General features: G+C 63.9%; 16 protein-coding genes. 8 read left to right on the top strand and 8 right to left on the bottom strand.

What is annotated here, in order from left to right; translation table 11 throughout:
* The first annotated feature begins 120 nt into the window (after positions 1-120).
* The 3 genes from BRAD285_RS17010 (at position 121) to BRAD285_RS17000 (ending at position 4,755) form a co-directional block, all read left to right on the top strand.
* Entirely contained in the window at positions 121-2,628 is a 2,508-nt protein-coding gene (locus BRAD285_RS17010) for a penicillin-binding protein 1A (RefSeq protein WP_006614850.1), read from the top strand.
* Positions 2,629-2,741: 113 nt separating this feature from the next.
* A protein-coding gene (gene prfB / locus BRAD285_RS17005; RefSeq protein WP_139020710.1) for a peptide chain release factor 2 occupies positions 2,742-3,876 on the top strand; the annotation gives its coding sequence in 2 pieces (ribosomal slippage) (positions 2,742-2,810 and positions 2,812-3,876; 1,134 coding nt in all).
* 3 nt (positions 3,877-3,879) lie between these two features.
* On the top strand, positions 3,880-4,755 hold the full coding sequence (locus tag BRAD285_RS17000) for an NAD(P)-dependent oxidoreductase (RefSeq protein ID WP_006614848.1): 876 nt from the start codon (positions 3,880-3,882) through the stop codon (positions 4,753-4,755).
* Positions 4,756-4,785: 30 nt separating this feature from the next.
* Here the strand turns inward: BRAD285_RS17000 and upp are convergent, their stop codons facing one another.
* Both upp and BRAD285_RS16990 read right to left on the bottom strand, forming a co-directional pair.
* On the bottom strand, positions 4,786-5,421 hold the full coding sequence (gene upp / locus BRAD285_RS16995; protein WP_006614847.1) for a uracil phosphoribosyltransferase: 636 nt from the start codon (positions 5,419-5,421) through the stop codon (positions 4,786-4,788).
* Positions 5,422-5,469: 48 nt separating this feature from the next.
* Positions 5,470-7,194 (bottom strand): cation:proton antiporter, encoded by a 1,725-nt coding sequence (locus BRAD285_RS16990; protein ID WP_006614846.1) that lies wholly within the window; start codon positions 7,192-7,194, stop codon positions 5,470-5,472.
* Between the two features lie 25 nt (positions 7,195-7,219).
* Between BRAD285_RS16990 and BRAD285_RS16985 the strand changes: the two genes are divergently transcribed.
* On the top strand, positions 7,220-7,762 hold the full coding sequence (locus BRAD285_RS16985) for a DUF3124 domain-containing protein (RefSeq protein ID WP_244422368.1): 543 nt from the start codon (positions 7,220-7,222) through the stop codon (positions 7,760-7,762).
* A 10-nt stretch (positions 7,763-7,772) separates the two neighbouring features.
* On the opposite strand, the gene BRAD285_RS16980 is transcribed toward BRAD285_RS16985, so the two are convergent.
* On the bottom strand, positions 7,773-9,923 hold the full coding sequence (locus tag BRAD285_RS16980) for a methyl-accepting chemotaxis protein (RefSeq protein ID WP_006614844.1): 2,151 nt from the start codon (positions 9,921-9,923) through the stop codon (positions 7,773-7,775).
* Positions 9,924-10,801: 878 nt separating this feature from the next.
* Here BRAD285_RS16980 and BRAD285_RS16970 point away from each other — a divergent pair.
* A complete protein-coding gene (locus BRAD285_RS16970) occupies positions 10,802-12,034 on the top strand; it encodes a LysM peptidoglycan-binding domain-containing protein (RefSeq protein WP_006614842.1) in 1,233 nt (410 codons plus the stop codon).
* A 111-nt stretch (positions 12,035-12,145) separates the two neighbouring features.
* Here BRAD285_RS16970 and BRAD285_RS16965 read toward each other — a convergent pair whose 3' ends face one another.
* The 3 genes from BRAD285_RS16965 to BRAD285_RS16955 all read right to left on the bottom strand — a co-directional run bounded on the left by BRAD285_RS16965 (position 12,146) and on the right by BRAD285_RS16955 (position 16,968).
* Positions 12,146-14,122 carry a DEAD/DEAH box helicase gene (locus BRAD285_RS16965; RefSeq protein ID WP_244422366.1) on the bottom strand — a complete coding sequence of 659 codons (1,977 nt, stop codon included), beginning with the start codon at positions 14,120-14,122 and terminating at the stop codon, positions 12,146-12,148.
* A 137-nt stretch (positions 14,123-14,259) separates the two neighbouring features.
* Positions 14,260-15,183 (bottom strand): DUF1837 domain-containing protein, encoded by a 924-nt coding sequence (locus BRAD285_RS16960; RefSeq protein WP_006614840.1) that lies wholly within the window; start codon positions 15,181-15,183, stop codon positions 14,260-14,262.
* A 348-nt stretch (positions 15,184-15,531) separates the two neighbouring features.
* Positions 15,532-16,968 carry a PLP-dependent aminotransferase family protein gene (locus BRAD285_RS16955; RefSeq protein WP_006614839.1) on the bottom strand — a complete coding sequence of 479 codons (1,437 nt, stop codon included), beginning with the start codon at positions 16,966-16,968 and terminating at the stop codon, positions 15,532-15,534.
* Positions 16,969-17,078: 110 nt separating this feature from the next.
* On the opposite strand from BRAD285_RS16955, the gene BRAD285_RS16950 reads away from it, so the two are divergent.
* From BRAD285_RS16950 to BRAD285_RS16940, 3 genes are all read left to right on the top strand, one after another.
* Entirely contained in the window at positions 17,079-18,239 is a 1,161-nt protein-coding gene (locus tag BRAD285_RS16950; RefSeq protein ID WP_006614838.1) for a pyridoxal phosphate-dependent aminotransferase, read from the top strand.
* Positions 18,240-18,306: 67 nt separating this feature from the next.
* Positions 18,307-19,488 carry a PLP-dependent aspartate aminotransferase family protein gene (locus BRAD285_RS16945; protein ID WP_006614837.1) on the top strand — a complete coding sequence of 394 codons (1,182 nt, stop codon included), beginning with the start codon at positions 18,307-18,309 and terminating at the stop codon, positions 19,486-19,488.
* Positions 19,489-19,638: 150 nt separating this feature from the next.
* On the top strand, positions 19,639-20,871 hold the full coding sequence (locus tag BRAD285_RS16940) for a LysM peptidoglycan-binding domain-containing protein (protein ID WP_006614836.1): 1,233 nt from the start codon (positions 19,639-19,641) through the stop codon (positions 20,869-20,871).
* Positions 20,872-21,199: 328 nt separating this feature from the next.
* Here the strand turns inward: BRAD285_RS16940 and BRAD285_RS16935 are convergent, their stop codons facing one another.
* Together BRAD285_RS16935 and BRAD285_RS16930 are read right to left on the bottom strand one after the other, a co-directional pair.
* Positions 21,200-22,561: a M23 family metallopeptidase gene (locus BRAD285_RS16935; protein WP_172889783.1), complete on the bottom strand. Its 1,362-nt coding sequence runs from the start codon at positions 22,559-22,561 to the stop codon at positions 21,200-21,202.
* 106 nt (positions 22,562-22,667) lie between these two features.
* A complete protein-coding gene (locus BRAD285_RS16930) occupies positions 22,668-23,369 on the bottom strand; it encodes a peroxiredoxin (RefSeq protein ID WP_006614834.1) in 702 nt (233 codons plus the stop codon).
* Positions 23,370-23,726 lie beyond the last annotated feature (357 nt).

The following is a 23,726-nucleotide window of genomic DNA, read 5'->3' as shown; positions in this document are numbered from 1 at the left end:
GGTTCTCCGGCATGGGTTGCGCGGCATTGCAGCCGCCCGCGTGATGTTTGCGGCAGCGTCTTGCGAGACGCGTCGTGTCCGAGCCGAGAGACGAACAAGAGTTGGAACGGATATTCGCCGATGCGCTTTCTGGTGCGGTTTTTGGGCTTCCTGTTCGCCGCAGGTACGGTTGTGTTCCTGGTCGGTGTGGCGGCAGCGGCCGGCCTGATCTGGCATTTCTCCAAGGACCTGCCCGACTACTCCCAGCTGCAGGATTACGAGCCGCCGGTGATGACGCGCGTTCACGCTGCGGATGGCTCGCTCGTCGGTGAATATGCCAGGGAGCGTCGGCTGTATCTCCCGATCCAGGCGGTTCCCAAGCTCGTCATCAACGCCTTCCTCGCTGCGGAGGACAAGAACTTCTACGAGCATGGCGGCATCGACTTCACCGGCATGGCGCGTGCGGCCGTCGTCTACGCGCAGAACTTTGGCTCGAACCGCCGTCCGCAGGGCGCGTCCACCATCACCCAGCAGGTCGCCAAGAACTTCCTGCTGACCAACGAGGTGTCCTTCGCGCGCAAGATCAAGGAAGCGCTGCTGGCGATGCGCATCGAGCGCACCTATTCCAAGGACAAGATCCTCGAGCTGTACCTGAACGAGATCTATCTCGGTTCCGGCGCCTATGGCATCGCTGCGGCGTCGCTGGTGTATTTCGACAAGTCGGTCAACGAGCTCACGGTCGCCGAGGCGTCCTACCTCGCGGCGCTGCCGAAGATGCCGGGCAGCCTGCATCCGATCCGCAACCGCGATCGCGCCATCGAGCGCCGCAACTACGTCGTCGACCGTCTGCTGGAAAACGGCTGGATCAAGCAGGCCGACGCCGAGAAGGCGCGCAAGGATCCGCTGACCATCGCCAGCCGCAATACCGGCGCGCACATCTTCGCCGGCGAGTATTTCGCCGAGGAAGTGCGGCGCGACATCTTCGAGCGCTACGGCGAGAAGAAGCTGTATGAGGGTGGGCTCTCCGTCCGGACCACGCTCGACCCGAAGGTCCAGGTGATGGCGCGCAAGGCCATGGTCGCCGGCCTCGTCAGATATGACCAGGAGCAGGGCTATCGCGGGCCGGTCTCCAAGCTGGACATTTCCGGTGACTGGGGCCTGAAGCTCGCCGAGATCAAGTCGCTGTCCGACATCTCGCCGTGGCGGATGGCCGTGGTGCTGGAGACCAGCGACCAGTCGGCGCGCATCGGCTTTCAGCCGCCGCGTGAGCTCGGCGGCGCCGTCAGCAAGGAACGCCAGACCGGCCTGATCACGCTCGACGGCGTGAAGTGGGCGCGCGCGGCGACCGGCAACGGCCGTGGCAAGGTTCCGACGTCGGTCGCCCAGGTGCTGCAGCCGGGCGACGTGATCTATGCCGACCCGCTGTTCAAGGAGGGCAATCCGGTCGAGGGCCAGTATCGCCTCGAGCAGCTGCCCGAAGTCTCCGGCGCCATGGTCGCGATGGACCCGAATACCGGACGCGTGCTGGCGATGGTCGGCGGCTTCTCCTTCGACCAGAGCCAGTTCAACCGCGCCACGCAGGCCTACCGCCAGCCCGGATCGTCGTTCAAGCCGATCGTCTATTCGTCGGCGCTCGACAACGGCTACACGCCATCGACCCAGGTTGTCGACGCGCCGATCGAGATCGACCAGGGGCAGGGCGGTCAGGTCTGGCGTCCTGACAACTTCTCGAACGGCAAGTATCTCGGACCTACGACCTTGCGCAACGCGCTGCGGCTGTCGCTGAACACGGTGACCGTGCGGCTCGCGCAGGACGTCGGTATGCCCTTGATCTCGGAATATGCGCGCCGCTTCGGCGTCTATGACGAGCTGCCGAACTATCTGTCCTACGCGCTGGGTGCCGGCGAAACGACCGCCATGCGCATGGTTACGGCCTATTCGATGATCGCCAATGGCGGCCGCCGGGTGAAGCCGACCCTGATCGACCGTATCCAGGACCGCTACGGCCACACCATCTTCAAGCACGACGCCCGCGAATGCCGCGGCTGTGACGCGCCGGATGGCTGGAAGAACCAGAGCGAGCCGCAGCTGGTCGACCGCCGCGAGCAGGTGCTCGATACGATGACCGCCTACCAGATCACCTCGATGCTCGAGGGCGTGGTTCAGGCCGGTACGGCGACCGTGCTCAAGGAGGTCGGCAAGCCGATCGCCGGCAAGACGGGAACCACCAACGAGGCCAAGGACGCTTGGTTCGTCGGCTTCTCGCCGGATCTCGCAGTCGCGATCTACATGGGCTACGACAAGCCGCGCCCCCTCGGCAAAGGCAACGCCGCGACGGGTGGCCATCTGGCCGCGCCGATCGCCAAGGACTTCATGAAGCTCGCTTTGGCCGACAAGCCGGCCACGCCTTTCAAGATCCCGGCCGGCATCAAGCTGGTCCGCGTCGACGCCAAGACCGGCATGCGCGCGAGCCCGGGCGATGGCGGCCGTACCATCATGGAGGCGTTCAAGCCGGGCACGGCGCCGCCGGACAACTACTCGGTCATCGGCGTCGCCGATGCCGACGGGCGCATGATGCCGTCTCAGAGCGGCGGTCAGCCTGACGCCGGCAACTTCATCATCCGTCCGGGCACCGGCAGCCTCTATTAGGCGGGCGAAACTCGCGGTGGCGCGGTGCAGGCGATTGCGCTTTGCACCGTGCGCCGCTACATCCCCTGTCGAACATGACGCGGCGGTTTCGACTGCTGCCCGAAGAGAGCGATATGCGCGCTGAAATCGAAAAAATCGTAGAAGAGATCAAGCAGTCGGTCGGGCTGCTGAGGAGGCATCTTTGACGTCGAGACATCGACGGCAAGGCTGGCCGAGCTGAACAAGCTCGCCGAAGATCCCAATCTCTGGAACGATCCCCAAAAAGCTCAACGGCTGATGCAGGAGCGAACCTCGCTGGAGGATTCGCTGACGGGCATCGGCAAGGTCGAGCGTGAGCTCAACGACAACATCGAGATGATCGAGCTCGGCGAAGCCGAGAACGATGCCGGCGTGGTCACCGAGGCCGAGAACGCGCTCAAGGACCTCAAGAAGGAAGTCGCCCGCCGCGAGCTCGAGGCGCTGCTGTCCGGCGAGGCCGACAAGTTCGACACCTATCTCGAGGTTCATGCCGGCGCCGGTGGCACCGAGAGTCAGGATTGGGCCTCGATGCTGCTGCGCATGTACACGCGCTGGGCCGAGACCCACGGCTTCAAGGTCGAGTTCCTCGAAGAATCGCTCGGCGAAGAGGCCGGCATCAAGTCGGCCACCATCCAGATCTCCGGCCACAATGCCTATGGCTGGCTGAAGACCGAAGCCGGCGTGCATCGCCTGGTGCGCATCTCGCCGTTCGATTCGAACGCGCGCCGCCACACCTCGTTCTCGTCGGTGCAGATCTTCCCGGTGATCGACGACTCGATCAAGATCGACATCAAGGAGTCGGACGTCCGCGTCGACACCATGCGGTCGGGCGGTGCAGGCGGTCAGCACGTCAACAAGACCGAATCGGCGGTGCGGCTGACGCATATCCCGACCGGCGTTGCGGTGGTCTGTCAGGCCGGCCGCTCGCAGCACAAGAACCGTGCGCAGGCGTGGGACATGCTGCGCGCACGCCTTTACGAGATCGAGCTGAAGAAGCGCGAGGAGAAGGCGGCGGCCGACCAAGCGGCCAAGACCGAGATCGGCTGGGGCCACCAGATCCGCTCCTACGTGCTGCAGCCGTACCAGATGGTGAAGGACCTGCGCACGGGCGTGCAGACCTCCGACACATCCGGCGTGCTCAACGGCGATCTCGACGAGTTCATGGCGGCGACCTTGGCGCAGCGCGCCTTCGGCACCACGCCAGGGGCTGCGATCGAGGACGTGGACTAGCCGGTGGCGCGCGTCGCGTTCATCGGGCTCGGGCGGATGGGCCATGGCATGGCCGGCCGTTATCTCGACGCTGGCTATTCGGTGGCGGTCTGGAATCGCAGCAAGGCCAAGGCCGAGGACCTGATCGCGCGCGGTGCGCGCTGGTCGACCTCGCCGGCCGATGCCGCGATCGACGCCGACGCCGTTGTCACCATGGTGGCCGATGACGATGCCTCCCGGGCCGTGTGGCTCGGGCCCGATGGCGCAGCGGCGACGATGCGCGTCGGCACGATTGCGATCGAATGCTCGACCGTCTCGCGCGATCATGCGTTGCGCCTGTCGCGCGAGCTTGATGCACGCGGTGTCACCTATCTCGACTGCCCTGTGACAGGCCTGCCCGAAGCGGCCGCGAGCGGCAAGCTTACTCTGCTGGTCGGCGCCGATGCTGCCGATCTCGAACGGGCGCGACCGTATCTGACGCCGATCGGCTCCACCATTCGCCACTTCGGCCCGGTGGGCGCCGGGACGGTCTACAAGCTGATCAACAACCTGCTCGGCGCGATGCAGATCGCGGGCCTCGCCGAGGGACTCGCCATCGCCGAGCAGGCCGGGCTCGACATGAGCCTCGTGCTCGAGGCGATCCAGGGCGGCGTCGCGGCGAGCCCGCAGGTGCTGCGCCACGCCCCGCGGATGATCGCCCGCAACTTCGCTGACGCCAGCTTCACCGCCGCGCTCCGCCACAAGGATGCCGCCTACGCCCTCCGGCTCGCCGAAGAGCTGCTCGGCACGCGTCCGCTGATGACGCAGGCGGCGGTCGAAGCCTACGCGCAGGCGAAGGCGGCGATGCCCGACGAAGACGAAGGCCGCATGATCGAGCTGGTCTCGCGGCCGAAGGGCTAGCTCCCAACGCATCGGCGGCTCCGCCGGTAACTACTTGGTCCCGAACATCCGGTCTCCCGCGTCGCCGAGGCCCGGCACGATATAGGCGTGGTCGTTCAGCTTCTCGTCGATCGCGGCCGTCCAGATCGGGATGTCCGGGTGCTCCTTCTCGAACTGCGCGATGCCCTCGGGGGCCGCGAGCAGGCAGACGAAGCGGATGTCGCGGGCGCCGCGCGCCTTCAGCAATTCGGCCGCGGCGCAGGCCGAATTGCCGGTCGCGAGCATCGGGTCCATCAGGATCACGGTGCGGTCTGACAAATCCTGCGGCGCCTTGAAGTAGTACTCGACGGCCTGCAGCGTGTTGGGATCGCGGTAGAGCCCGATATGGGCGATGCGCGCTGACGGCATCAGCGCCAGCATGCCGTCGAGGAAGCCGACGCCGGCGCGCAGGATCGGCGCCAGGGTCAGCTTCTTGCCGGCGATCTTCGGCGCCTTCATCGCCGCGATCGGCGTCTCGATGTCGACCAGCTCGATCGGCAGGTCGCGCGTGACCTCGTAGGCCAGGAGCATGCCGATCTCGTTGAGCAGCTCGCGGAAACCTTTTGTCGAGCGGTCGCGCTCGCGCATCAAGGTGAGCTTGTGCTGAACCAGCGGGTGATCGACGACGTGGACGTGGCTATTGGTCATTGCATTGCATCTGGCGGGTCTGGAGTGATGGATAAGAGCTGATGCGGGTCACGGCAGCACCTCGCGGCGGTCGGCGAGCATGGCTTCGGCCTGGCTGCGCCGCTCCGACAACAGGCCCGCGCTCGCGTCCTGGATCAGATTGAGCAGCACGTGCGCATCGCTGAGCCGCGGTACGGTCACATAATCTGCGCCGGCCTCGTAGAGGTCGTTGACATCGGCGAGCAGATCCGCGGTCGCGACGATCTTGGCCGTGGCGTTGATGCTGCGGACATGCCGCACCAGCTTTTCGTTGTTGGCGCCCTTGAGCAGCGAATCCGGAATGCTGAGGATGATCAGCTCGGCCTGTCCGACGCCGGCATGCACCAGCGTATCGACATTGCTGATGTCGCCATAGGTCACCTGGATGCCGCGATCGGAGAGGGTGCGGAACACCACCGGATTGAAGTCGACGACGCCGATCTGCTCCAGCAGCGCTGGCTCATTGCGTTCGATCTCGCTGAGCAGGGCGCTGGCGGTGCGGAAGAAGCCGAGCAGCACGATCGGCCGGCCGGCATGGCCGCCCTCGTGGCCGGCTTCGCCGTCCTTGCTTGCGTCGAGGTCATGCAGGCCGACGCGCTTCAGCAGCGGAATCGTCCGCCGCACGATCGGATCGGAGCGCACGATGACGAAGGTCGAGAGCACCGCGAGCAGCACGAAGGCGAAGGATGCCGCGGCCGAGGTGCCGGTCTTCAGATGTCCGGCGGCCGCACCGGTCTGGATCACCACCAGCGAGAACTCGCTGATCTGGGCGAGGTTGAGCGCCGGCAACAGACTCGCGCGCAAGCCCTGACGCATCATGTAGAGCGGCGTGAAGGTGGTGACGAGCCGGCTCGCCACCGTGAACAGCGCGATCACCAGCGCCAGCCCGACCACCGACATGGTCGGGATCGGGATGGTCATGCCGAGGGCGACGAAGAACAGCGTGATGAAGAAATCACGCAGGGTCGTGACCTTGGCGGTGACGTCGAGCGCGTAAGGAAAGGTCGACAGCGACACGCCGGCGATCAGCGAGCCCATCTCGCGCGACAGGTGCAGGCGCTCGGCGATCTCGCCGATCAGGAAGCACCAGGCGAGCGCGCCGAGCAGGATCAGCTCGGGGGTTCGCGCGATGCGGTGGAACACCGGCGGCAGCACATAGCGGCTGAGCAGCAGCGCGATCGCGACCAGCGTACCGGCGCGGGCGAAGGAAAGCAGGATGACGCCAAAGTGCAGGTCGTCGAGGCTCGGCTGCACCGCCAGGAACAGGATCGCGAATACGTCCTGCAAGACCAGCACGCCGAGCGTGATGCGGCCGGGCAGGGTGTCGAGCTCGCGCTTCTCGTACAGCACCTTGACGATGATGACGGTCGAGGACAGCGCACAGGCGACGCACAGATACAGCGCGTCGTAGCTCTCGGCGCCCATCCGCATGCCGATGGCGACGAAGAACAGGATGCCGAGCGCGGCGCCGCCGAGCAGCTGGACGCCGCCCGCAATGAGGATCACCGGGCCGGCGCGGATGATCTTCTTCAGGTCGATTTCGAGCCCGATCATGAACAGCATGAAGATCAGGCCGAGCTCGGAGATCACCGAGATCGATTCCTGGGACTTGACCCAGCCGGTGCCGAAGGGGCCAATGGCGAAGCCCGCGACCAGATAAGCGAGAATCGAGGGCTGGCGCCAGCGATGCGCGGCCAGTCCAAGCACCCACGCAAACAGGATGCAGAGCGTGATGTCGCCGATCAGTTCATGCATGAAGCAACCCCCGGGGCGGCAACTTATGTCGCGCCGCCGCACAAGGAAACCCGCAATCTGTCACATCGGGACGGCGCTCCTCGCGCTGTGGCTCGCAGGTGGCGTTGCACGGGCCGCCGACAGCGTGACGACCGCCTTTGCGAGCTCGCTGACCGCGGTTCCGGCCGAGGCGGCGACCGTGACGGGCGCGGTCTATGTTCCCGTCTATTCCAGCGTCGCGATGACGCCCGGCAGGATCCAGGCCGATTTCTCCGTCACCCTGAGCATCCACAACGCCTCCGAGCAGCGGCCGTTGATCATCCGGCGCATCAACTATTACGACACGGCCGGCGCGCTGGTCGAAGCCCACCTCGCTGCGCCGGTCGCCTTGAAGCCGTTCGCGACGATCGAGATCTTCGTCCCGACCAAGGACACCCGCGGCGGCACCGGCGCCAATTTCGTCGTCGACTGGGCCGCGACCGGCGAGATCGCCGAGCCGGTGGTCGAGGCGCTGATGGTCGGCGGCATCGGCGCCGGCCATTACGCCTTCATCAGCCAGGGCCGCCCGATCCGGCAGATCGGGCGGTGAGAGGAGCGGCTCAGGCCGCGCGGACGTTGCTGAGGAAGCGGTTGACCTCCTGGCGCAGACGGTCGCTCTCCTGAGAAAGCGACTGCGCGGCCGACAGCACGTTGCCCGAGGCCGAGCCGGTCTGGGCTGCGCCGTGCTGGACGTCGACGATATTGGTATTGACCTCGGTGGTGCCGCGTGAGGCCTCCTGGATGTTGCGCGAAATCTCCTGCGTCGCCGCGCCCTGCTGCTCGACGGCAGCGGCGATGGTCGAGGAGATTTCCGACAGCCGCTCGATCGTCGTGCTGATCTCCTTGATCGCCGAGACCGACTCCTGGGTGGCCGACTGGATGCCCGAGATCTGCTGGGCGATCTCGCCGGTCGCCTTCGAGGTCTGCTCGGCGAGCGCCTTCACCTCGGAGGCGACCACGGCGAAGCCGCGGCCGGCATCGCCGGCACGCGCCGCCTCGATCGTCGCGTTCAGCGCCAGCAGGTTGGTCTGGCCGGCGATGGTGTTGATCAGCTCCACCACGTCGCCGATCCGCGCGGCCGCCTTCGACAGCTCGTTGACGCGGTCGTTGGTGACGCGGGCCTGCTCGACGGCGCCGGTCGCGATCCGCGCGGACTCCTGCACCTGACGGCTGATCTCGGTCACCGAGGAGGTCAGCTCCTCCGTGGCCGAGGCCACCGACTGCACGTTGGTCGAGGCCTGCTCCGACGCGGCCGCCACGGTGGTGGCGAGCTCCTGCGAGCGCGCCGCGCTCGAGGACAGCGTGCCCGCTGAGGTCTCAAGCTGCGACGACGCCGTTGAGACCGTCTGCACGATGCCTCCGATCGCACTTTCGAACTCGGTGGCGAGCTGGCTCATTCCCGCCTTGCGCTTGGCCTCGGCGGTGCGCTGCACCGCTTTGACTTCCTCGCTGTTGAAGCGAACGATCGACTGCACGGTCTGCAGATGGCGCAGCGCTTCGCCGATCTCGTCGTCACGCTCCACCGGAATGCGGTTGTCGAGCTTGCCCGCGGTGATGCTCTGCATCGCCTCGTTGAGGACTTTCACCGGCCGCAGCACTGCGCGGATGGTCTGAAGGCTGAACAGCGCGCCGAGGCCGATGCCGGCGAGGATCAACGCAGCGACGAGCGAGATCACGGCATAGTACTGACCTTCGGCTTCCTCATAGAGTCCCTTGGCTTCCTTGACCTGGATGGCGACCAGCTTGTCGAGCTCGTGCTTGGCTGCCTCGAACAGATCATGTCCCTTGGTGGCGATGTGCTGGCTGGCCTCGTCGAACTTGCGCTGCTGCAGCAGCGCCAGCGCCGGCTTGATGCCCTCCTCGAGATAGGTCTTGCGCTTGATCGCGTAGGCGTCAGCGGCCGACCTCTCCTCCGGAGTGAGATAGCTCGCCATGTAGTCGGCCCACAGCTTCGTGATGCGGACACTGTTCTCCTCGATCAGCGGCGCGATGCCATCGATCGATTTTCCTGCCTTTCCGTTGATCGCTCCCGACTGTTGCGCCGACATGTTCTGCAGCACTCGGTCGTTGATCTCGAACAGCTGTGCCAGCGGCACGGTGCGGTCCTCATACATCGACTTCAAGCCGATATTGCTGCTGCGGGTCGACAGCAGGCCGGCCGCACCGATGACCAGCATGAAGACGCTGAGCACCGCGGCGAGCGTCGTCAGTCGCGCCCTCACCGTGCCCGTGAAGAACGACAACCGGTCGAACACCGAGCGGCGACGGATGACGCCGGCGCTGATTGCGTAATCCTGCGCCTTGTTTTCGTTGAGCAGGCCATAGACCTTCTCGGCTTCGGCGCGCTGGTCGGCGGGGAGCTTGGTCCGGATCGAGGTGTAGCCGGTGATCTCGCCGTTCTCGCGGATGGCGGAGGCGGTCGCCAGCACCCAGTAGAAGTCACCGTTCTTGCGGCGGTTCTTGACCGCGCCGGCCCATGGCTTGCCCTGCTTCAGCGTGTCCCAGAGATTGGCGAACGCCGCCGGCGGCATGTCGGGATGACGAATGATGTTGTGCGGCTGGCCCATGAGTTCGTCGGGGGTGAAGCCCGCGGCATCGACGAACTGCTCGTTGAAATAAGTGAGCCTGCCCTTGAGATCGGTACGCGAGACGATCAGCGTCTCGTCAGTGATCGGGTATTCATTGGTCGTGACCGGGAGATTCTTGCGCACGCGTAATGGTCTCCTGCTGCATCATTGCATTCGGATTCGAAATTCCCACTCTGGAACAAGCGCAAGAGAGCCACCGATCGTTAAACCTTGCGTAAAGCCTGGGCACCGTATGATTACGCATTGTGCGTTCGGCTTTGCGGGTGGGACGAGTACAGAGGTCGACGATGTGCGCGGCAACGTGCAGAATTGATCTCGCAGCGCGCCGGCGCCCGAGTGTTTCGGCAGCGAGCCCTCAAGAGGAGGGCGCGGGGAATGCCGGGTGAAGGCCTCACCCATGGCCCGCCTGCAGAAGAATAAGCAGGCGGCAGTCACCACAGGTTCAGCCGGTTCGACCCAGCATTCCCCGCGCGATGGTTTTACGGCTTATACGCGATCTCCCCGGGGACCGGGCTTTTTTGCCCCCGTCATCAGTGCCTTGCGTCTGCCAGCACCGACTTGACCTCAGCGTCGGGAGGTCAGGACCACGCGACTTCGCCGTCCGCGCCACCATGCCCGTCATGCACCGCAGCCACGTCCACCGCATCCCCGCCCCAACGTCCGTGACGACGCGTACGTCCCTCGCAACGAGGCAGGATGCGCGGATCATACATCAATTCTGGAAAAGCGAAAGAGAAAAATTGCGTGTGCGTCGATCTCTTCCGAATCCCGGAAGCGCCCGGGCGTGTCGTCATACGACGTCTGGTTGGGCTCCATGACGTCCCGCGGCAGATCCTGCGTTACCCGACGCGCCGAAGTCACACTTGAGGAGGTTGGGCGGTTCGATGAGCGACCCGGGCCGCCGAGCAATGGCATTCCGCCCTACATGATGTTATGAGCGAAGAGAGATTCCCCGCTGACGGAGCCGTCGTCTTCGCGCTCGCACAGGGACGGATCACCGCATGAGCATCGGAACCGGCGGACGATTGATCTGGGGCGGCGGCGCCGTTGCGGTGCTGGCGATCGCAGGCGTAGCCATCGCGGTCGCGCACGGCTTTGGTCTCGATTTCTCGATCTTCAAGCGTGACGGGACGTCTGCGAGCCAGAATGCCGCGGTGCCAAGCTCTCCGACGGGCGGAGCGCCCGCTGCGCAGCAGCACGCTGCGGCGGCTGAGCCGGTCGCGGCAGGCAAGGGGGCTCCGAGCCAGGCCGCGGCCGCGCTGGCGACGGCGCAGCAGCAGGCGAGCGGGTTGGCTGCGCTGCTGGGACCGGTTGCGCCGTCTGCGGCGGAGAGCGACGGGCCGTCATTTGATGTGGTCAGCGTGGAGCCGTCGGGCGACACCGTCGTAGCCGGTCGTGCTGCACCCGGCGCGACCGTCGAGTTGTTGCGCAATGGCGAGCCGCATGCGCGAGTGGTCGCCGATCGCTCGGGGCAATTCTCCATGGTGCCGGCGCCGCTGCCGGCCGGGACGTTCGAGCTGACCTTGCGGGCCAAGCAGCCGGAGGGCCGCGAGATGTCGTCCAAGCAGAGCGTGGCGGTGGTGGTCGAGGCTGGCAAGCGGCCGGCGACCGTTGCGGTGATCGCGCCGGACCAGGCGACGCGCGTCCTGTCGAAGCCGGCCGCATCGGCGCCGCTGGCGGTTGCGGTCGAGGCCGTCGACTTCGAGCCGAACGGCAATCTGCGCGTCAGCGGCCGGGGCCGGCCCGGGGCGACCGTGCGGATCTATCTCAACGATCGGCTCGTCAACACGACGACAGCCGGTGCGGATGGCCGCATCGCGGCGACCATCAAGGATGCGACCTGGGTCGGCAAGGACCGGCTGCGGCTCGACGAGGTCGATGCCAAGACCGGCACCGTTCAGGCGCGCGCCGAGGTGCCGTTGAATGTGCCGGAGGCGCTGACCACGGCCTCGCTGCCTGCGGCCGCGGGCCGGGAACAAGGGCAGGGAAGTGGCGCGCGCACGCAGCTCGCATCGGCCTCGCCCGGCGACCTCAAGGATATGGCGCCGTCACCCGGCCGCACGGGCGCGAGGACGATCACCGTGTCGCGTGGCGACAGCCTGTGGCACATCAGCCGGCGTCTGCTCGGCGAGGGCACGCGCTACGCCATCATCTACCGCGCCAACCGCGAACAGATCCGCCGGCCGGACCTGATTTATCCCGGCCAGGTGTTCGTGTTGCCGGCGAAGCGATAGGGACGGCTTGATACTGCCTTCTCCAGCATGCGACATTCCCTACACGCTGGCGTGATGGAGCGTCCGGGGAGAACGTTCTCGACGGCCGCTACGATCACGTATACGCAACATCTATTCAGAGACCTCTGCCAGTTGCGGCTCGTCAGGAGTTATCCCGTCAAAGAAGAAGCGTACTACATAGCGATCGAAGGGACCGAGAGATTTTACGGCTAACACGGTTTCTCTCCCCAGAGCCTTGAAGCGTTCGAGCGTATTGCTGAGATCCATCTCGGGTTCCTCAAAATCGATTAAGCCGGCCGCATGGATCTTCTTCGAGATCATTCGTGGAAGGCCGTACTCCTCTAGGTGGTAAACTGCGCTCGGCAGAAATGCCCGACTCATACGCCCTATAAATCCTGAAATATCTACAGAGGGGTCAATGATTATTTTGTGCAGCTCATTGGTGTCGCTAAGAAGAGCGGTCAGCTTGAATGTAATCGTGCGTTCTAGCTTGAAGAATTCTTCGATGCTTATTCCGTTGTTCTTCAAAGACGAAATGATTTGAGGTAGGTCTCGGCGCCAGTTGTGAGCAATTGCTTTAGCGACATTCACCACATTAGACCATGCGGAATCCCATCCAGCCGGTTTGAGGCCAATTACTTTGAATAACATTGTGTCCCAATCAGCAGGATTTGAAGAGTTGAGATAGCCAAATCCCCTCCACTCTTCGGGGGCTTCCTTCATGTTTTTCGCTAGCCGCAGTAGAAAATCTGCGTCGCTGTCTTGCAAAACATTCTCGCGCTTAAGTCTAGCGAATTCCTGCTCCCCAATGATGGAGGCCATTTGGGTCTTGTACTCGATAATGCGTTCGAGTTGATGGTCCGTCAGTTGTTCTACGTCGCCGACTTCGTCCAAGGTTCCGAGCATCTCGTCCGGAAATACAATGTCAAGCTGGTTGTCCTCGGGTCGCGGTGGCGCGTCTAGCAGGTAGATGTTGCCGACGAAGTACTTGAACATCCTGCCGCCGCGCCCGATGATGTTCTTATATGTAAAATCTTTTAGATTGGTGCTTCCTGCTCTGCTTCGCCATACAACTACATTCTGCGCAGAAGTGTTTACCCCCTCGATGATTGATGAAGTCGATATTATACTGTCGAAGCCATCTTCGTATTCAAATAGCTTTATCTGAAGTTGACTAAGGCATCTGTGCATGCTGCCGTTGTGAACTCCGACGGCCCGTTCAACTAGGTCGGCCAGTGTCCAGTCGGATTGATAGTTTATTCTGAGCCATTTTGCGAAAGATGACGTGTATATCCGGTCTACGAGAGGGAGGTGCTTTACAACAAGTTCAGAGATCTTTCTGATCTCAGAATAGGTTCCCGCATATATCAACGACTTCTGCTTATCGGTAGACATTAATTCTATTAGCTTTGCGCCTTTTTTCTCTATGTCTCCTCTGATCTCTTTATATGGCTCCTGAATATTTAGGTACACTGTATTGAAGTCCAAGAGTTCGATGAACTCCATGTCGCGCGTGAACAAATTATCCTTTAGTGTTTTTATATTGGGGGCAAGGTAGTATCGTTGAGTGGCATTCTTGGAGAGCTTTAGAATGGCTTTGATAAGTGCAGGGGCTCGGGCGGGGTCGTGCTCTTGGCTAGCCTTGTAGAATTCGTCTACTACGAGGAGGTCAATTTGTTCGAGTAACTTCAGATATCCAAATGCGCGCTCTGGAGGGAAGATCAGAATGTTCTTTGTGCCAAGACGCGTGTCTGGTGCGGTTATAATGGTGTAATGTTCGGAGAACTTCTTAAAGAGCCGCCTTCGGGTTTCGTCCATTAAAGCGATGGTTGGGACTATAATGACGGCCGTGTCGGGGCGCTTTGCTGCTATGAACGCGTCTATTATGAAGCTCTTGCCGAAGCTTGTTGGAGCGCTTACAGCGATACTCTTTCCATTTAGTAGCCTGGCAAGAACTGTTGATTGTTCTCGGTGTAGAGTTGCGAGCCGACGGCCGACGTCGACCTCAAACGCATGGTGGACGTATTTCTGGTCCCAAGATGCGCTGGCAAGCTGAAGATAAGGAAACAGCCCAGTTTCCCGTATCATATGATTCACAAGCTGAGGGTAGGGCGTCTTAGTTCGTTCTAGTTCGGCTAGCAGTCGAATCAGTAGGTTTCGAGCCGCCATCTCGTTTCGCCCGGACAACAGCCCGTTGATTTCCTGGCAAGTCTCGAAAATTTCCACTATGTTTGCCCTTTATAGAAAGCTACTGCGTGCACAAATGCGTCAACGATTGTTTTTTTGCTCGGAACTGGGAAGAGAATAATATGAAAGTTAATTTTGTCGTATTTGTTAATTGCTCCAGACTTTGCAATTTGCTTTGAGAAATACGAAGCCGCTCGGTCTTTATGATATGCAATTATCTTTGATTTGTACTGCTCTGATAATTCCTTTGTCTCTTTGGTTGTTGTGCATTCGTGCAGCAGAAGAATTGGGATGTGAATTTTGGGCTTTAGATAATCGATGGACTCGCGATTGCTCAAGGCGGCCTTTATCTTTTCGCGAACGTTCGCGGCGATTGGCAGGCCATCTAGGTCGGAGACGCTTGTGATTATTGCGTTCTCTTTTTTGAGTTTATCCGTCGATAGCGAGTTGAGTACAGAGGTTACAATCGCGTCTAATCTCGCATCGACGATGGAGTTGTAGAATTTGGCCTCGCCGAACCAAAGCGTGAAGTCGTCCCCATTCACCACGATATGGACGCTGTCTGCGCCTTTTGCGTTGTCTTGAACGTTTTGCTTGTAGAAGATCTTTGGAACAACGGGTAGTGCGCCAAAGCGATGGTGCATCAATCCGTACAAAAATACTTCGGCTATCTCACTGCCCTGGCCCAATTCGTCCTTGTCAGTTAGTCGGAGGTTCTGGGCGGCGGCTATAAGGCTACTATGACTGTGGTCGATCAATGCGGATCGCTCTCTTTGCGATAGAGCGGTGTGAGCAATATTGTCCCAAAGGTAGCTCTGAAACTTTGGGTAGCGCCACTCGCCGTCTTCAAAGTCGTTGATTAGGCTGAGAACTCTCTTGTTGACTGCCGTCGCGAGTTGGGAAGCGGAGGTTACTTCGGCTAGGGCGTCATCAACGAGGATTTCAAATGAGAGGCCGGGCATCGAGTCGAGCGTCCTTGCGAATCAGGTCAAAGAACATGATGTGACGGATAGGTCGCTACTCCTATGTACATGCTTAGGTAGCATGCGGCCAATATGGTTTTCCCATAGTCTTCTGTTCGCTCGTTGGTTGCGTCGATTTAGGAGGCGTCGGAGAAGACCCCGTTATTCTACGGGAATTTTGCGCATCCCTGCAGGTCTGCGTCGGAGCTGAGCCTCTGGTTCCATGTCGAGCAAGGGGTAACGGTTACCAGCTTGCCGGTGGTCAGACCGGGTGGCGGAGCATAACGACAGTGGAGACGGCGAGACCTCAACGCAGCACCGATTGCCGCTTATTGCGGAGCCAAGGGTCTATGCCAGTAGCTCGTGAGCCAGCTCGCCGAGCCGCGCGACGCTGCGCTCGATGCGCGCGTCCCAATCATGGCTGCAGCTCAGTCGCAGGCAGTTGCGATAGCCGCCGCTGGCGGTGAACAGCCCGCCGGGCACGAAACAGATGCGCTCGCGGATGGCGCGGGCGTAGAGCGCGTCGGAGTCGAACCCCTTCGGCAGCTCCAGCCAGAGAACGAAGCCGCCCTGCGGGTTGGTCATCCGCGTCGCTGTCGGGAAGCTGCGATCGACCACGCGTCGGATCCGGTCGACGTTGCCGGCGAACACCTTGCGGATGCGCCTGAGATGGGCGTCGTAGCCGCCCGAGCCGAGGAAGTCGGCCATCGCTTTCTGCGGCAGCGCCGCGCCGCTCAGCGAGAGCGCGAACTTGGCCGCCAGGATCTGGTCGTGACGGTGATTGGCGGCAAGCCAGCCGATGCGATAGCCAGGCGCGATCGTCTTGGAGAACGAGCTGCAGAGGATGATGTCGGCCTTCGGACTGATCGCGGCGAAGGGGCGCGGCCGCTCTTCGCCGAAGCTGATGTCGCCGTAGATGTCGTCCTCGATCAAGGGGACGCCGTGACGCGTGAGCACCTTGGTGATTTCGGCCTTGCGTTTATCGCCGGTCCGGTAACCCAGCGGATTGTTGAAGCTCGATGCCAGAAGGCAGGCCGACACGCGCCGCGCGCCGAGCACCCTGTCCAGCGCGGCAACGTCTATGCCGTTCACGGGATCGGTCGGCAGCTCCAGCGCCCGCAGGCCGCGCGCCTCGAGCACCTGCAGCAGGCCGAAATAGGTCGGGGATTCGATGGCGACGGTGTCGCCGTGCCTGGTGGTCACGCTCAGAGCGATGTTCAGCGCCTCGGTGCAGCCGTTGGTGATCAGCACGCCCTCGGGGGCCACCGCGTGCCCCAGGCGCAAGGCCCGTTCGGAAATCTGGACCCGCAGCTCGGCATCCCCATGAGGATCGGCGTAGAGATTGTAGCGGCGGCCGTGGACCCGCGCACAGCGGGCGAGATGACGGTCGAGCCGTTCGGCCGCGAGCAGGCCGGCGCTGGGAATCGCACAGCCGAGCGGCGCATAGGAGAAATCGCTGGCGTAGGACAGCACGCTGAAGACGGGATTGCTGACCGAGACCTGCGTGGCGCGCAACGGCGGCTGCGAGGCTGTCGGAAGCGGGCGTTGCTGGTGCGGCCTGGCCATAATGTAGAAGCCGGATTTGGGCCGGGCCTCGAGCACGCCGCGATCCTCCAGCAGGCGATAGGTCTGCAGCGCGGTCGTCAGGCTGACACCGTGCTGGGCCGCGAAGCTGCGGACCGAAAGCGCGCGCATCCCGGCGCGCAACACGCCGTCATCGACGAGCGCCGTTACGCTGTCGGCGAGAGCTTCGTAGAGGGGCAGAGCAGGTGTGCGCCGGTCCATACAGACAATTCAAGCGTAAATCTGTTCTGGTGACAATTGTCACTGTCTGTATCTGTCATCCAGGCTCCCGGCGGGGGTAGCGTCCTTGCACATTCTCCTGGAGGTCTGCGATGACCCACGTGCCGCGCCGCTTTCCGCATAACGACATCATGTCCCTGACCTCACACCCGGTCCGCTTCGATCTCGCCGAGAGTCTCGGTCCGGATCTCCGGCTCGGCGAATTGCTTGCAGATCTCCGCGGTGACGAGCTACGGGATCTTGCGCTCGCCTATGGACCGACGGAGGGCCGGGCCGAACTGCGTGAGCTGATCGCGGCGCGTCAAGGGGTGACAGCGGACGACGTCGTCACGACCGCCGGCGGCATGCAGGCGCTCTTTCTGATCGCCTTCGTTTTGAGCGAGCCGGGCGCCGAGGTGGTGATCGGGCAGCCTGCCTTTCCCAACGCACGCACCGTGCTTCAATCCGTCGGCATGAGCATTGCCGATCTGCCGGTCAGGTTCGACGACGGGTATCGTCTCGATGCCGACCGGCTGAGGGCGGTGCTGACGCCACGGACGCGGCTGGTCAGCCTGGCTTCGCCGCAGAACCCGTCGGGCGTCGTCCTGACGGATCGCGAAATGCACGATCTGCTCGCAACCATGGACGCGATCTGTCCCGGTGCGTTCCTGCTGGTGGACGAGACCTATCGCGAAGCGGTGTATGGCGAGGCGGAGGTGCGGCCGAGTCTGGTCGGGCGCGATCGCCGTCTCGTCAGTTGTGCCTCGTTCTCCAAGTGCCACGGCGCGCCCGGCATCCGCACGGGATGGTTGATCACGCAGCACCAGGCCCTGCGGACGCAACTCATTCTGGGCAAGTTCAACACGACGATCTCCAACTCCGTGGTCGATGAAGCGCTCGCGTTACGCATCTTGCAGCGGGGAGAGACGATCATGCGTGGCCGGCGGCGGCACCTGGCGTCGGGACTGCAGCGGACCGCGGCATTCGTCGCCGCCCACGCGGATCTGATCGAATGGGTCAGGCCGGACGCCGGCGCGCTCTGCTGTGTCAGGCTCAAGCGCGGCGTGTTCAGCGAGGCCGACGTCTCGCGCTTCCACGACGAACTCGCGGTTCGCGAGACCCGCGTCGCTCCGGGATCGTGGTTCGGAGATGAGGTGCACGTGGTTCGTCTCGGCTTCGGCTTGCTGGGAGCGCCGGACCTCGATGAGGCGCTGGGGCGGCTGTCAGAGGCGTTGAAGTCGGTCGCGCGGTCGAAGCAAATGACCGCGGATTGAGCCGGCCTTGATGGCGCGCGCGTCACCTGATTGCGGTAGCATGGCAGCCTTGCTCCACGAGGTTCCCATGCACGATCTCACCCGTTGCGTTCAGCATCCCGCAGTGTCCCATGACGGCTTCAAGTCGCTCGCTGTCCCGACCTATCGCGCCTCGACGATCGTGTATGACGATCCGCAGGCTTTCGCGCAGCGGGCGGAGCGCGGGCTCGACGGCTACACGTATGGCCTGCTCGGCACGCCGACAACGCGGACGCTGGAGGCGCAACTGACGGCGCTGCATGGCGGCGAGCGCACCGTGCTGGTGCCCTCCGGCCAGGCTGCGGTGGCACTCACGATGCTCGCCGTGCTCACGCCCGGCGACAAGGTGCTGGTCCCGGACCACGTCTATCCGCCGGTGAAGGGCCTGTGCGCCGGCTATCTGGCTGCGCGCGGCATCGCCCACCAGATCTATGATCCCCTGGTCGGCGGCGGCATCGCAGAGCTCATCGATCCCGCGACGCGGTTGATCTGGATGGAGTCGCCGGGGTCCGCCACGATGGAGGTGCAGGACGTCCCGGCGATCGTGGCGGCCGCGAAGGCGCGCGGCGTGCTCACGGGATGCGACAACACCTGGGCCAGCCCTCTGTTGTTCAAACCGCTGGCGCATGGCGTCGATTTTGCGGTGGAGGCGCTGACGAAATATGTCGGCGGACATTCCGACCTGCTGCTCGGCTCGATCACGGTGAAGGATTTGGGCTTACGCAAGGCGCTGAAGGATGTGCTGGGCCCGCTCGGGATCGGCGTGTCGCCGGACGAGGCGGCGCTGGCGCTGCGGGGGATCGAGACCATGGGCGTGCGCATGGCGCATTCCGGCCGCGTCGCGCTGGACTTCGCCAAGCGCCTGCAGGATGCGCCTGCGGTTGCCCGCGTGCTGCATCCGGCGCTGCCGTCCTGTCCGGGGCACAAGGTGTTCGCGCGCGACTTCGCCGGCGCGAGCACCGTGTTCAGCATCGTCATCAAGCCGGAGCACACCTCGCGTATCGATCACGCGCTCGGGCAATTGCGGCTGTTTGCGATCGGCGCGTCATGGGGCGGCACGCACAGCCTGATCGCGCCGATGAACGTCGTCGCCGGTCGCACCATCAGGCCGTGGGATGCGCGCGAGGGATTGGTGCGGCTGAGCATCGGCCTGGAGGAGCCGGGCGAACTCTGGCAGGACCTGTCGCGCTTTCTCGACGCCCTCGGCGTGTCGTCCTCCGCGAGCGCCTAGTGTAGTGGCCGGTCTGCATCAGATGCTGACTTGGTGCAGCAGTCCGGAATGCTACGGTCTCGCCGTCGGGCTGCCGTAATGGTGTTTGTCGAACGCGAATGATATGGCGCGATTCGCGCACCATCGACATGACGAGGGACGGACCGACGCATGATCTTGAACGGCAAGCCGATGGTCGGGATCATCCTCGGCGTGGTGGCGCTTGCGGCCTCCGCCGCAGCGTTCGTGTTCGTGCTTGGTCCGATCTCCAATCGCGATCCCGCGATCAACGGGCAGGAAACGACAGCCGCGCGTGAGCCGACGAATGCGGCCGCCGGAGCACTGCGCGACGCCGGGCTCAGCCAAGGCCGCATGCAGGAGCAGGGGGCAAATCAGCAGGGGACAAGCCCGCTCGCCAAGGTGCAACAGCAGGCCAGCGGCCTTGCCGACGTGCTTGGCTCGCTGGCTCCGCAGTCGGCCGTTCAGACCGATCTGCCGGCGTTCGACGTGGTCAATGTGGATCCCTCAGGGGATGCTGTCGTTGCCGGGCGTGCGGCGCCAGGCACGACGGTCGAGCTGTTGCGCAATGGCGAGGTGCATGACCGGGCCGTCGCCGATCGGGCGGGGCAATTCGCCATGGTGCCGCGCCGCCTTCCGGCCGGCAGCTATGAGCTGACGCTGCAGTCGAAGCTGGCCGATGGCCGCGAGGTGACCTCGAAGCAGAGCGTCGCGGTGAATATCGAGGCGAGCCGGCAGCCGGCAACGGTGGCGCTGCTGGCGCCGGATGAGCCCACCCGCGTGCTCTCCAAGCCGAGTGCCGCGATCCCGCAGGCGCTGGGGGTCGACGCGGTCGATCATGAGTCGGACGGCGTGCTGCGCATCAATGGTCGCGCGCGTCCCGGCGCAACGGTGCGTTTGTATCTCAACGACCGGCTGATCTCGTCGACGGTCGCGGCCGCCGATGGACGGCTCGGCATCACCGTCGGCAAGGGCCTCAGCCGGGCCGGCGATGACCGCATCAGGCTCGACGAGGTCGATGCCGCCTCGGGCTCCGTCCAGGCGCGTGCCGAGGTGCCGCTGAGCCTGCCCGACGACCCGACGACGACCGCATCGGTGCCTTCGGCCGCTGCTGCATCCACGACCGACACGACGCGCCCGGCGGCGCAGCCGACGCTGCTCGCGGCCGCAGGTGATCCGCGCGAGGCGATCTTGCCGGCCGCCAAGCCCGAGCCGAAGGCGGCGACGGTGACGGTCGCGCGCGGCGACAGCCTGTGGCACATCAGCCGGCGCCTGCTCGGCGGCGGCATGCGCTACGCCGTGATCTACAAGGCCAACCGCGAGCAGATCCGCAGTCCGGATCTGATCTATCCCGGCCAGGTCTTCACGATTCCCGAGAAGCCGTAGACGAGGCGCCTTCTCTCCATCAGAGAGAGCAGTCGGATCGGACGATTGTCGCTCGAGGTTTTGACCATTCGGCTCTGAACAACTTCCAAAGGGATGTCGCAAACATGGTGTCGAACGCGGCGTTGCTAGGCCGCCGTCTCCCGACTCTTCGACGTGCTCTGCAGGAAATACGTCTCGCGCGCGATCTGCTTCGCGGGCGCTCCAGAATAGTCCGAAATCAGCACACCGGCACCTCGCGCTTCAAAACGACTTTGTCGAGAAGCCATTCAATGGTGCTGTCAGGATGCCGGCTCGCGGTCAGCCGCGCAACAGGTCGGCAGAGGCCGTTCTAACCCGCGCTCAACCGCACGCCGGCGCGCAGGAATTTCTGCGGGTCGACGGCTTCGCCATCGATGCGGGTCTCGTAGTGCAGATGCGGACCGGTGGAACGGCCGGTCGAGCCGACCTCGCCGATGATGTCGCCGATCTTCACCTGCTGGCCGATCTTGACGTTGATCTCGGAGAGATGGCCGTAGCGGGTGGAGAGGCCGTTGCCGTGGTCGACCTCGACCATGCGGCCATAGCCGCCGGCCCAGCCGGCATTGACCACCTTGCCATTGGCGGTGACGCGCACGGGATCGCCGGTCGCGGCGCGGAAGTCGAGGCCGGTATGCATGGCCGGGCGGCCGAGGAACGGATCGGAGCGCACGCCGAAGCCCGAGGTGAACTCGACCTCGCCGATGACAGGCTTGCGATAGGGCACCAGCGACAGCGTGCGGTTCATCTTGTCGACCTGCGCGCGGGTGATGCTGATGCGGTAGAGCTGGCGCTCGAACGGGCCGGACTCGGCGCCGAGCTTGACCGGCACGAACGGGCCGCCCATGCCGCCCTTCGGCGCGGCGGCTTCGAGCTGGCCCATGTCGAGGCCGAGATCGGTGATCACGCCGCGCATGCGGCGCAGCTTGGATTCCAGCGTCTCTTCGGCCGAGGCCAGCATCGCCACCTGGCGCGCCTCGACCTGGTCGAGCGAACGCGTCAGCCGCGTCAGCACGTTGTCGACGCCGGCGAGTTTCGTGGATTGGCTCGGTTGCACATTGGCGAGCACGGGGCTGCGCGATTCCAGCCGTGCCTCGCGGTCCGGCGGCGCGGTGAAGATCACGGTGTCGCTGATCGGCGACGGCTTCGGCGTCGACGGCGCAGCCGAGGGCTCGATCGCCGGGCCACGCGCCGGCGCGCGGATCGAGCCGGTGATGTCGGGCATGCTGCCGAGCGCGGCGGCGCGGCCCTCGAGCGCGGTCTGGCGCTTCAGGATCTGGTCGAGCTTCTGGTCGAACTGCTCCTGATCGAGCAGCTGCCGGCTGGTGGCGCGGTCGACCTTGGCGCGCAGCTCGGCGATGCGATCCTCGTAGGCGTATTGCATCTCGGCCTGGCGCGCGATCAGCCGTGTCAGCACGTCGTCGCGAAACGCGAAGTAGGTCGCGGTCGCGGCCGACCAGATGCCGAGCAGGCTGACGGTGCCGACCACGATCCAGAACACGACAGGGCCGATGCGCACCTGCTTGCCGGCATGCACGAGCGTGTAGTCGCTCTGCGAGGCGGAAGGCGGAGGAGCGGGATGACTGACCGGGGACCGCCGCTGCTGCACGGCGCGCCCGCGGTCATGAGAATGGTGTTGGGGATATTCGGCGTACTGGCCGGAACGATGCGACATCGACACTCCCGCGCCGGCCGGAGATCGTCGTGTCCAGCGGCGTCATTTACGGGAGGGATTTGACCCCTGCATGGTTAATTTTCCCCCAACACCATGCCTCGGAGTCCTACAGCGCCTTGGCTGCGGCCAGCACCGCGTCGGCATGGCCGTCGACCTTGACGTTGCGCCAGATCTTGGCGACGCGGCCGTCGGCGCCGATCAACACGGTGCTTCTGATGATGCCGAGAAACTTGCGGCCATAGAGCGACTTCTCGCCCCAGGCGCCATAGGCCTCCAGCATCTCATGCGTCTCGTCGGAGATCAGGGGGACGGCGAGGTCGTGCTTGTCGCGGAAATTGTCCTGCGCCTTCACCGAATCGGCGGATACGCCGAGCACGGCCGTGCCGGCGGCGGCGAAGTCCTTCGATAGCCGGGTGAAGTCGATCGCCTCCTTGGTGCAACCGGGCGTGTTGGCCTTGGGATAGAAGAACAGCACCAGCTTCTTGCCGGCATAATCTGCCAGCGAAACGGTTCCGCCGCCATCGCGGGGCAGCTTGAAGGCGGGAGCCTTGGCGCCTTCGGCGAGCCCGGTTGCAGCGGCGGCGGATGCGGCAGGCTTCGCAGGCTTGGCCTTTGTCACGGTCTTGCTGGTCGCAGCCTTGGCGGTCACGGTCTTTGCGGCCTTGGTGGTGGTCTTCTTGGCTGCTTTGGGCGTTGCGGGCTCGGCGGTCTTTTTCACCGCCTTCTTGGCGGCGGCGGCCGCCCGGTTCCCGGCGGATTGTCCGTACGTTGCCGGATTGGAGGATTTCTTCCGTGATTCCTTTGACATACGCCTTCCTTTCGTCGCTTTCGGCGGCTCAAAACTGAAACTATCTCGGTTCTTGTCCGGTGTCCCGGGATCGATCTTGCATCCGTGCTTCGGCGTGTGGGGGCGATGCCTCTTGCGGCGCTCGGGAAATCACGGGTACCAGCATGCGTGAGTACCAAAGCCATGACGACTCTCGTACCGTCTCCGGATCAGACGTCCCGGCCACAAATTTCGATCCCGTCTGGCGTGGCGCCGGTCGACCGGTACGAGCGGGTGGGCAAACCCGCCGACGGCAGGGTATAGTGACGCGGATTGGGCGCTTCGTCTGGCCCGCGTGGCGGGCATGACGGCGGCGGGCGGCTTGCAGAGCGCCCGTTG

It is taken from the genome of Bradyrhizobium sp. ORS 285 (genome assembly GCF_900176205.1).
Taxonomy (GTDB): domain Bacteria; phylum Pseudomonadota; class Alphaproteobacteria; order Rhizobiales; family Xanthobacteraceae; genus Bradyrhizobium.
The sequence above is the reverse complement of the archived record's forward strand: the minus strand, read 5'-3'. Positions and strand labels throughout refer to the sequence as shown.

Coding starts and splice junctions, on each gene's coding strand:
- BRAD285_RS17010 (WP_006614850.1), top strand. CDS start 121: ATGCGCTTTCTGGTGCGGTTTTTGGGCTTCCTGTTCGCCGCAGGTACG.
- upp (WP_006614847.1), bottom strand. CDS start 5,421: ATGACCAATAGCCACGTCCACGTCGTCGATCACCCGCTGGTTCAGCAC.
- BRAD285_RS16990 (WP_006614846.1), bottom strand. CDS start 7,194: ATGCATGAACTGATCGGCGACATCACGCTCTGCATCCTGTTTGCGTGG.
- BRAD285_RS16985 (WP_244422368.1), top strand. CDS start 7,220: ATGTCGCGCCGCCGCACAAGGAAACCCGCAATCTGTCACATCGGGACG.
- BRAD285_RS16970 (WP_006614842.1), top strand. CDS start 10,802: ATGAGCATCGGAACCGGCGGACGATTGATCTGGGGCGGCGGCGCCGTT.
- BRAD285_RS16965 (WP_244422366.1), bottom strand. CDS start 14,122: ATGATACGGGAAACTGGGCTGTTTCCTTATCTTCAGCTTGCCAGCGCA.
- BRAD285_RS16960 (WP_006614840.1), bottom strand. CDS start 15,183: ATGCCCGGCCTCTCATTTGAAATCCTCGTTGATGACGCCCTAGCCGAA.
- BRAD285_RS16955 (WP_006614839.1), bottom strand. CDS start 16,968: ATGGACCGGCGCACACCTGCTCTGCCCCTCTACGAAGCTCTCGCCGAC.
- BRAD285_RS16950 (WP_006614838.1), top strand. CDS start 17,079: ATGACCCACGTGCCGCGCCGCTTTCCGCATAACGACATCATGTCCCTG.
- BRAD285_RS16945 (WP_006614837.1), top strand. CDS start 18,307: ATGCACGATCTCACCCGTTGCGTTCAGCATCCCGCAGTGTCCCATGAC.
- BRAD285_RS16940 (WP_006614836.1), top strand. CDS start 19,639: ATGATCTTGAACGGCAAGCCGATGGTCGGGATCATCCTCGGCGTGGTG.
- BRAD285_RS16935 (WP_172889783.1), bottom strand. CDS start 22,561: ATGTCGCATCGTTCCGGCCAGTACGCCGAATATCCCCAACACCATTCT.
- BRAD285_RS16930 (WP_006614834.1), bottom strand. CDS start 23,369: ATGTCAAAGGAATCACGGAAGAAATCCTCCAATCCGGCAACGTACGGA.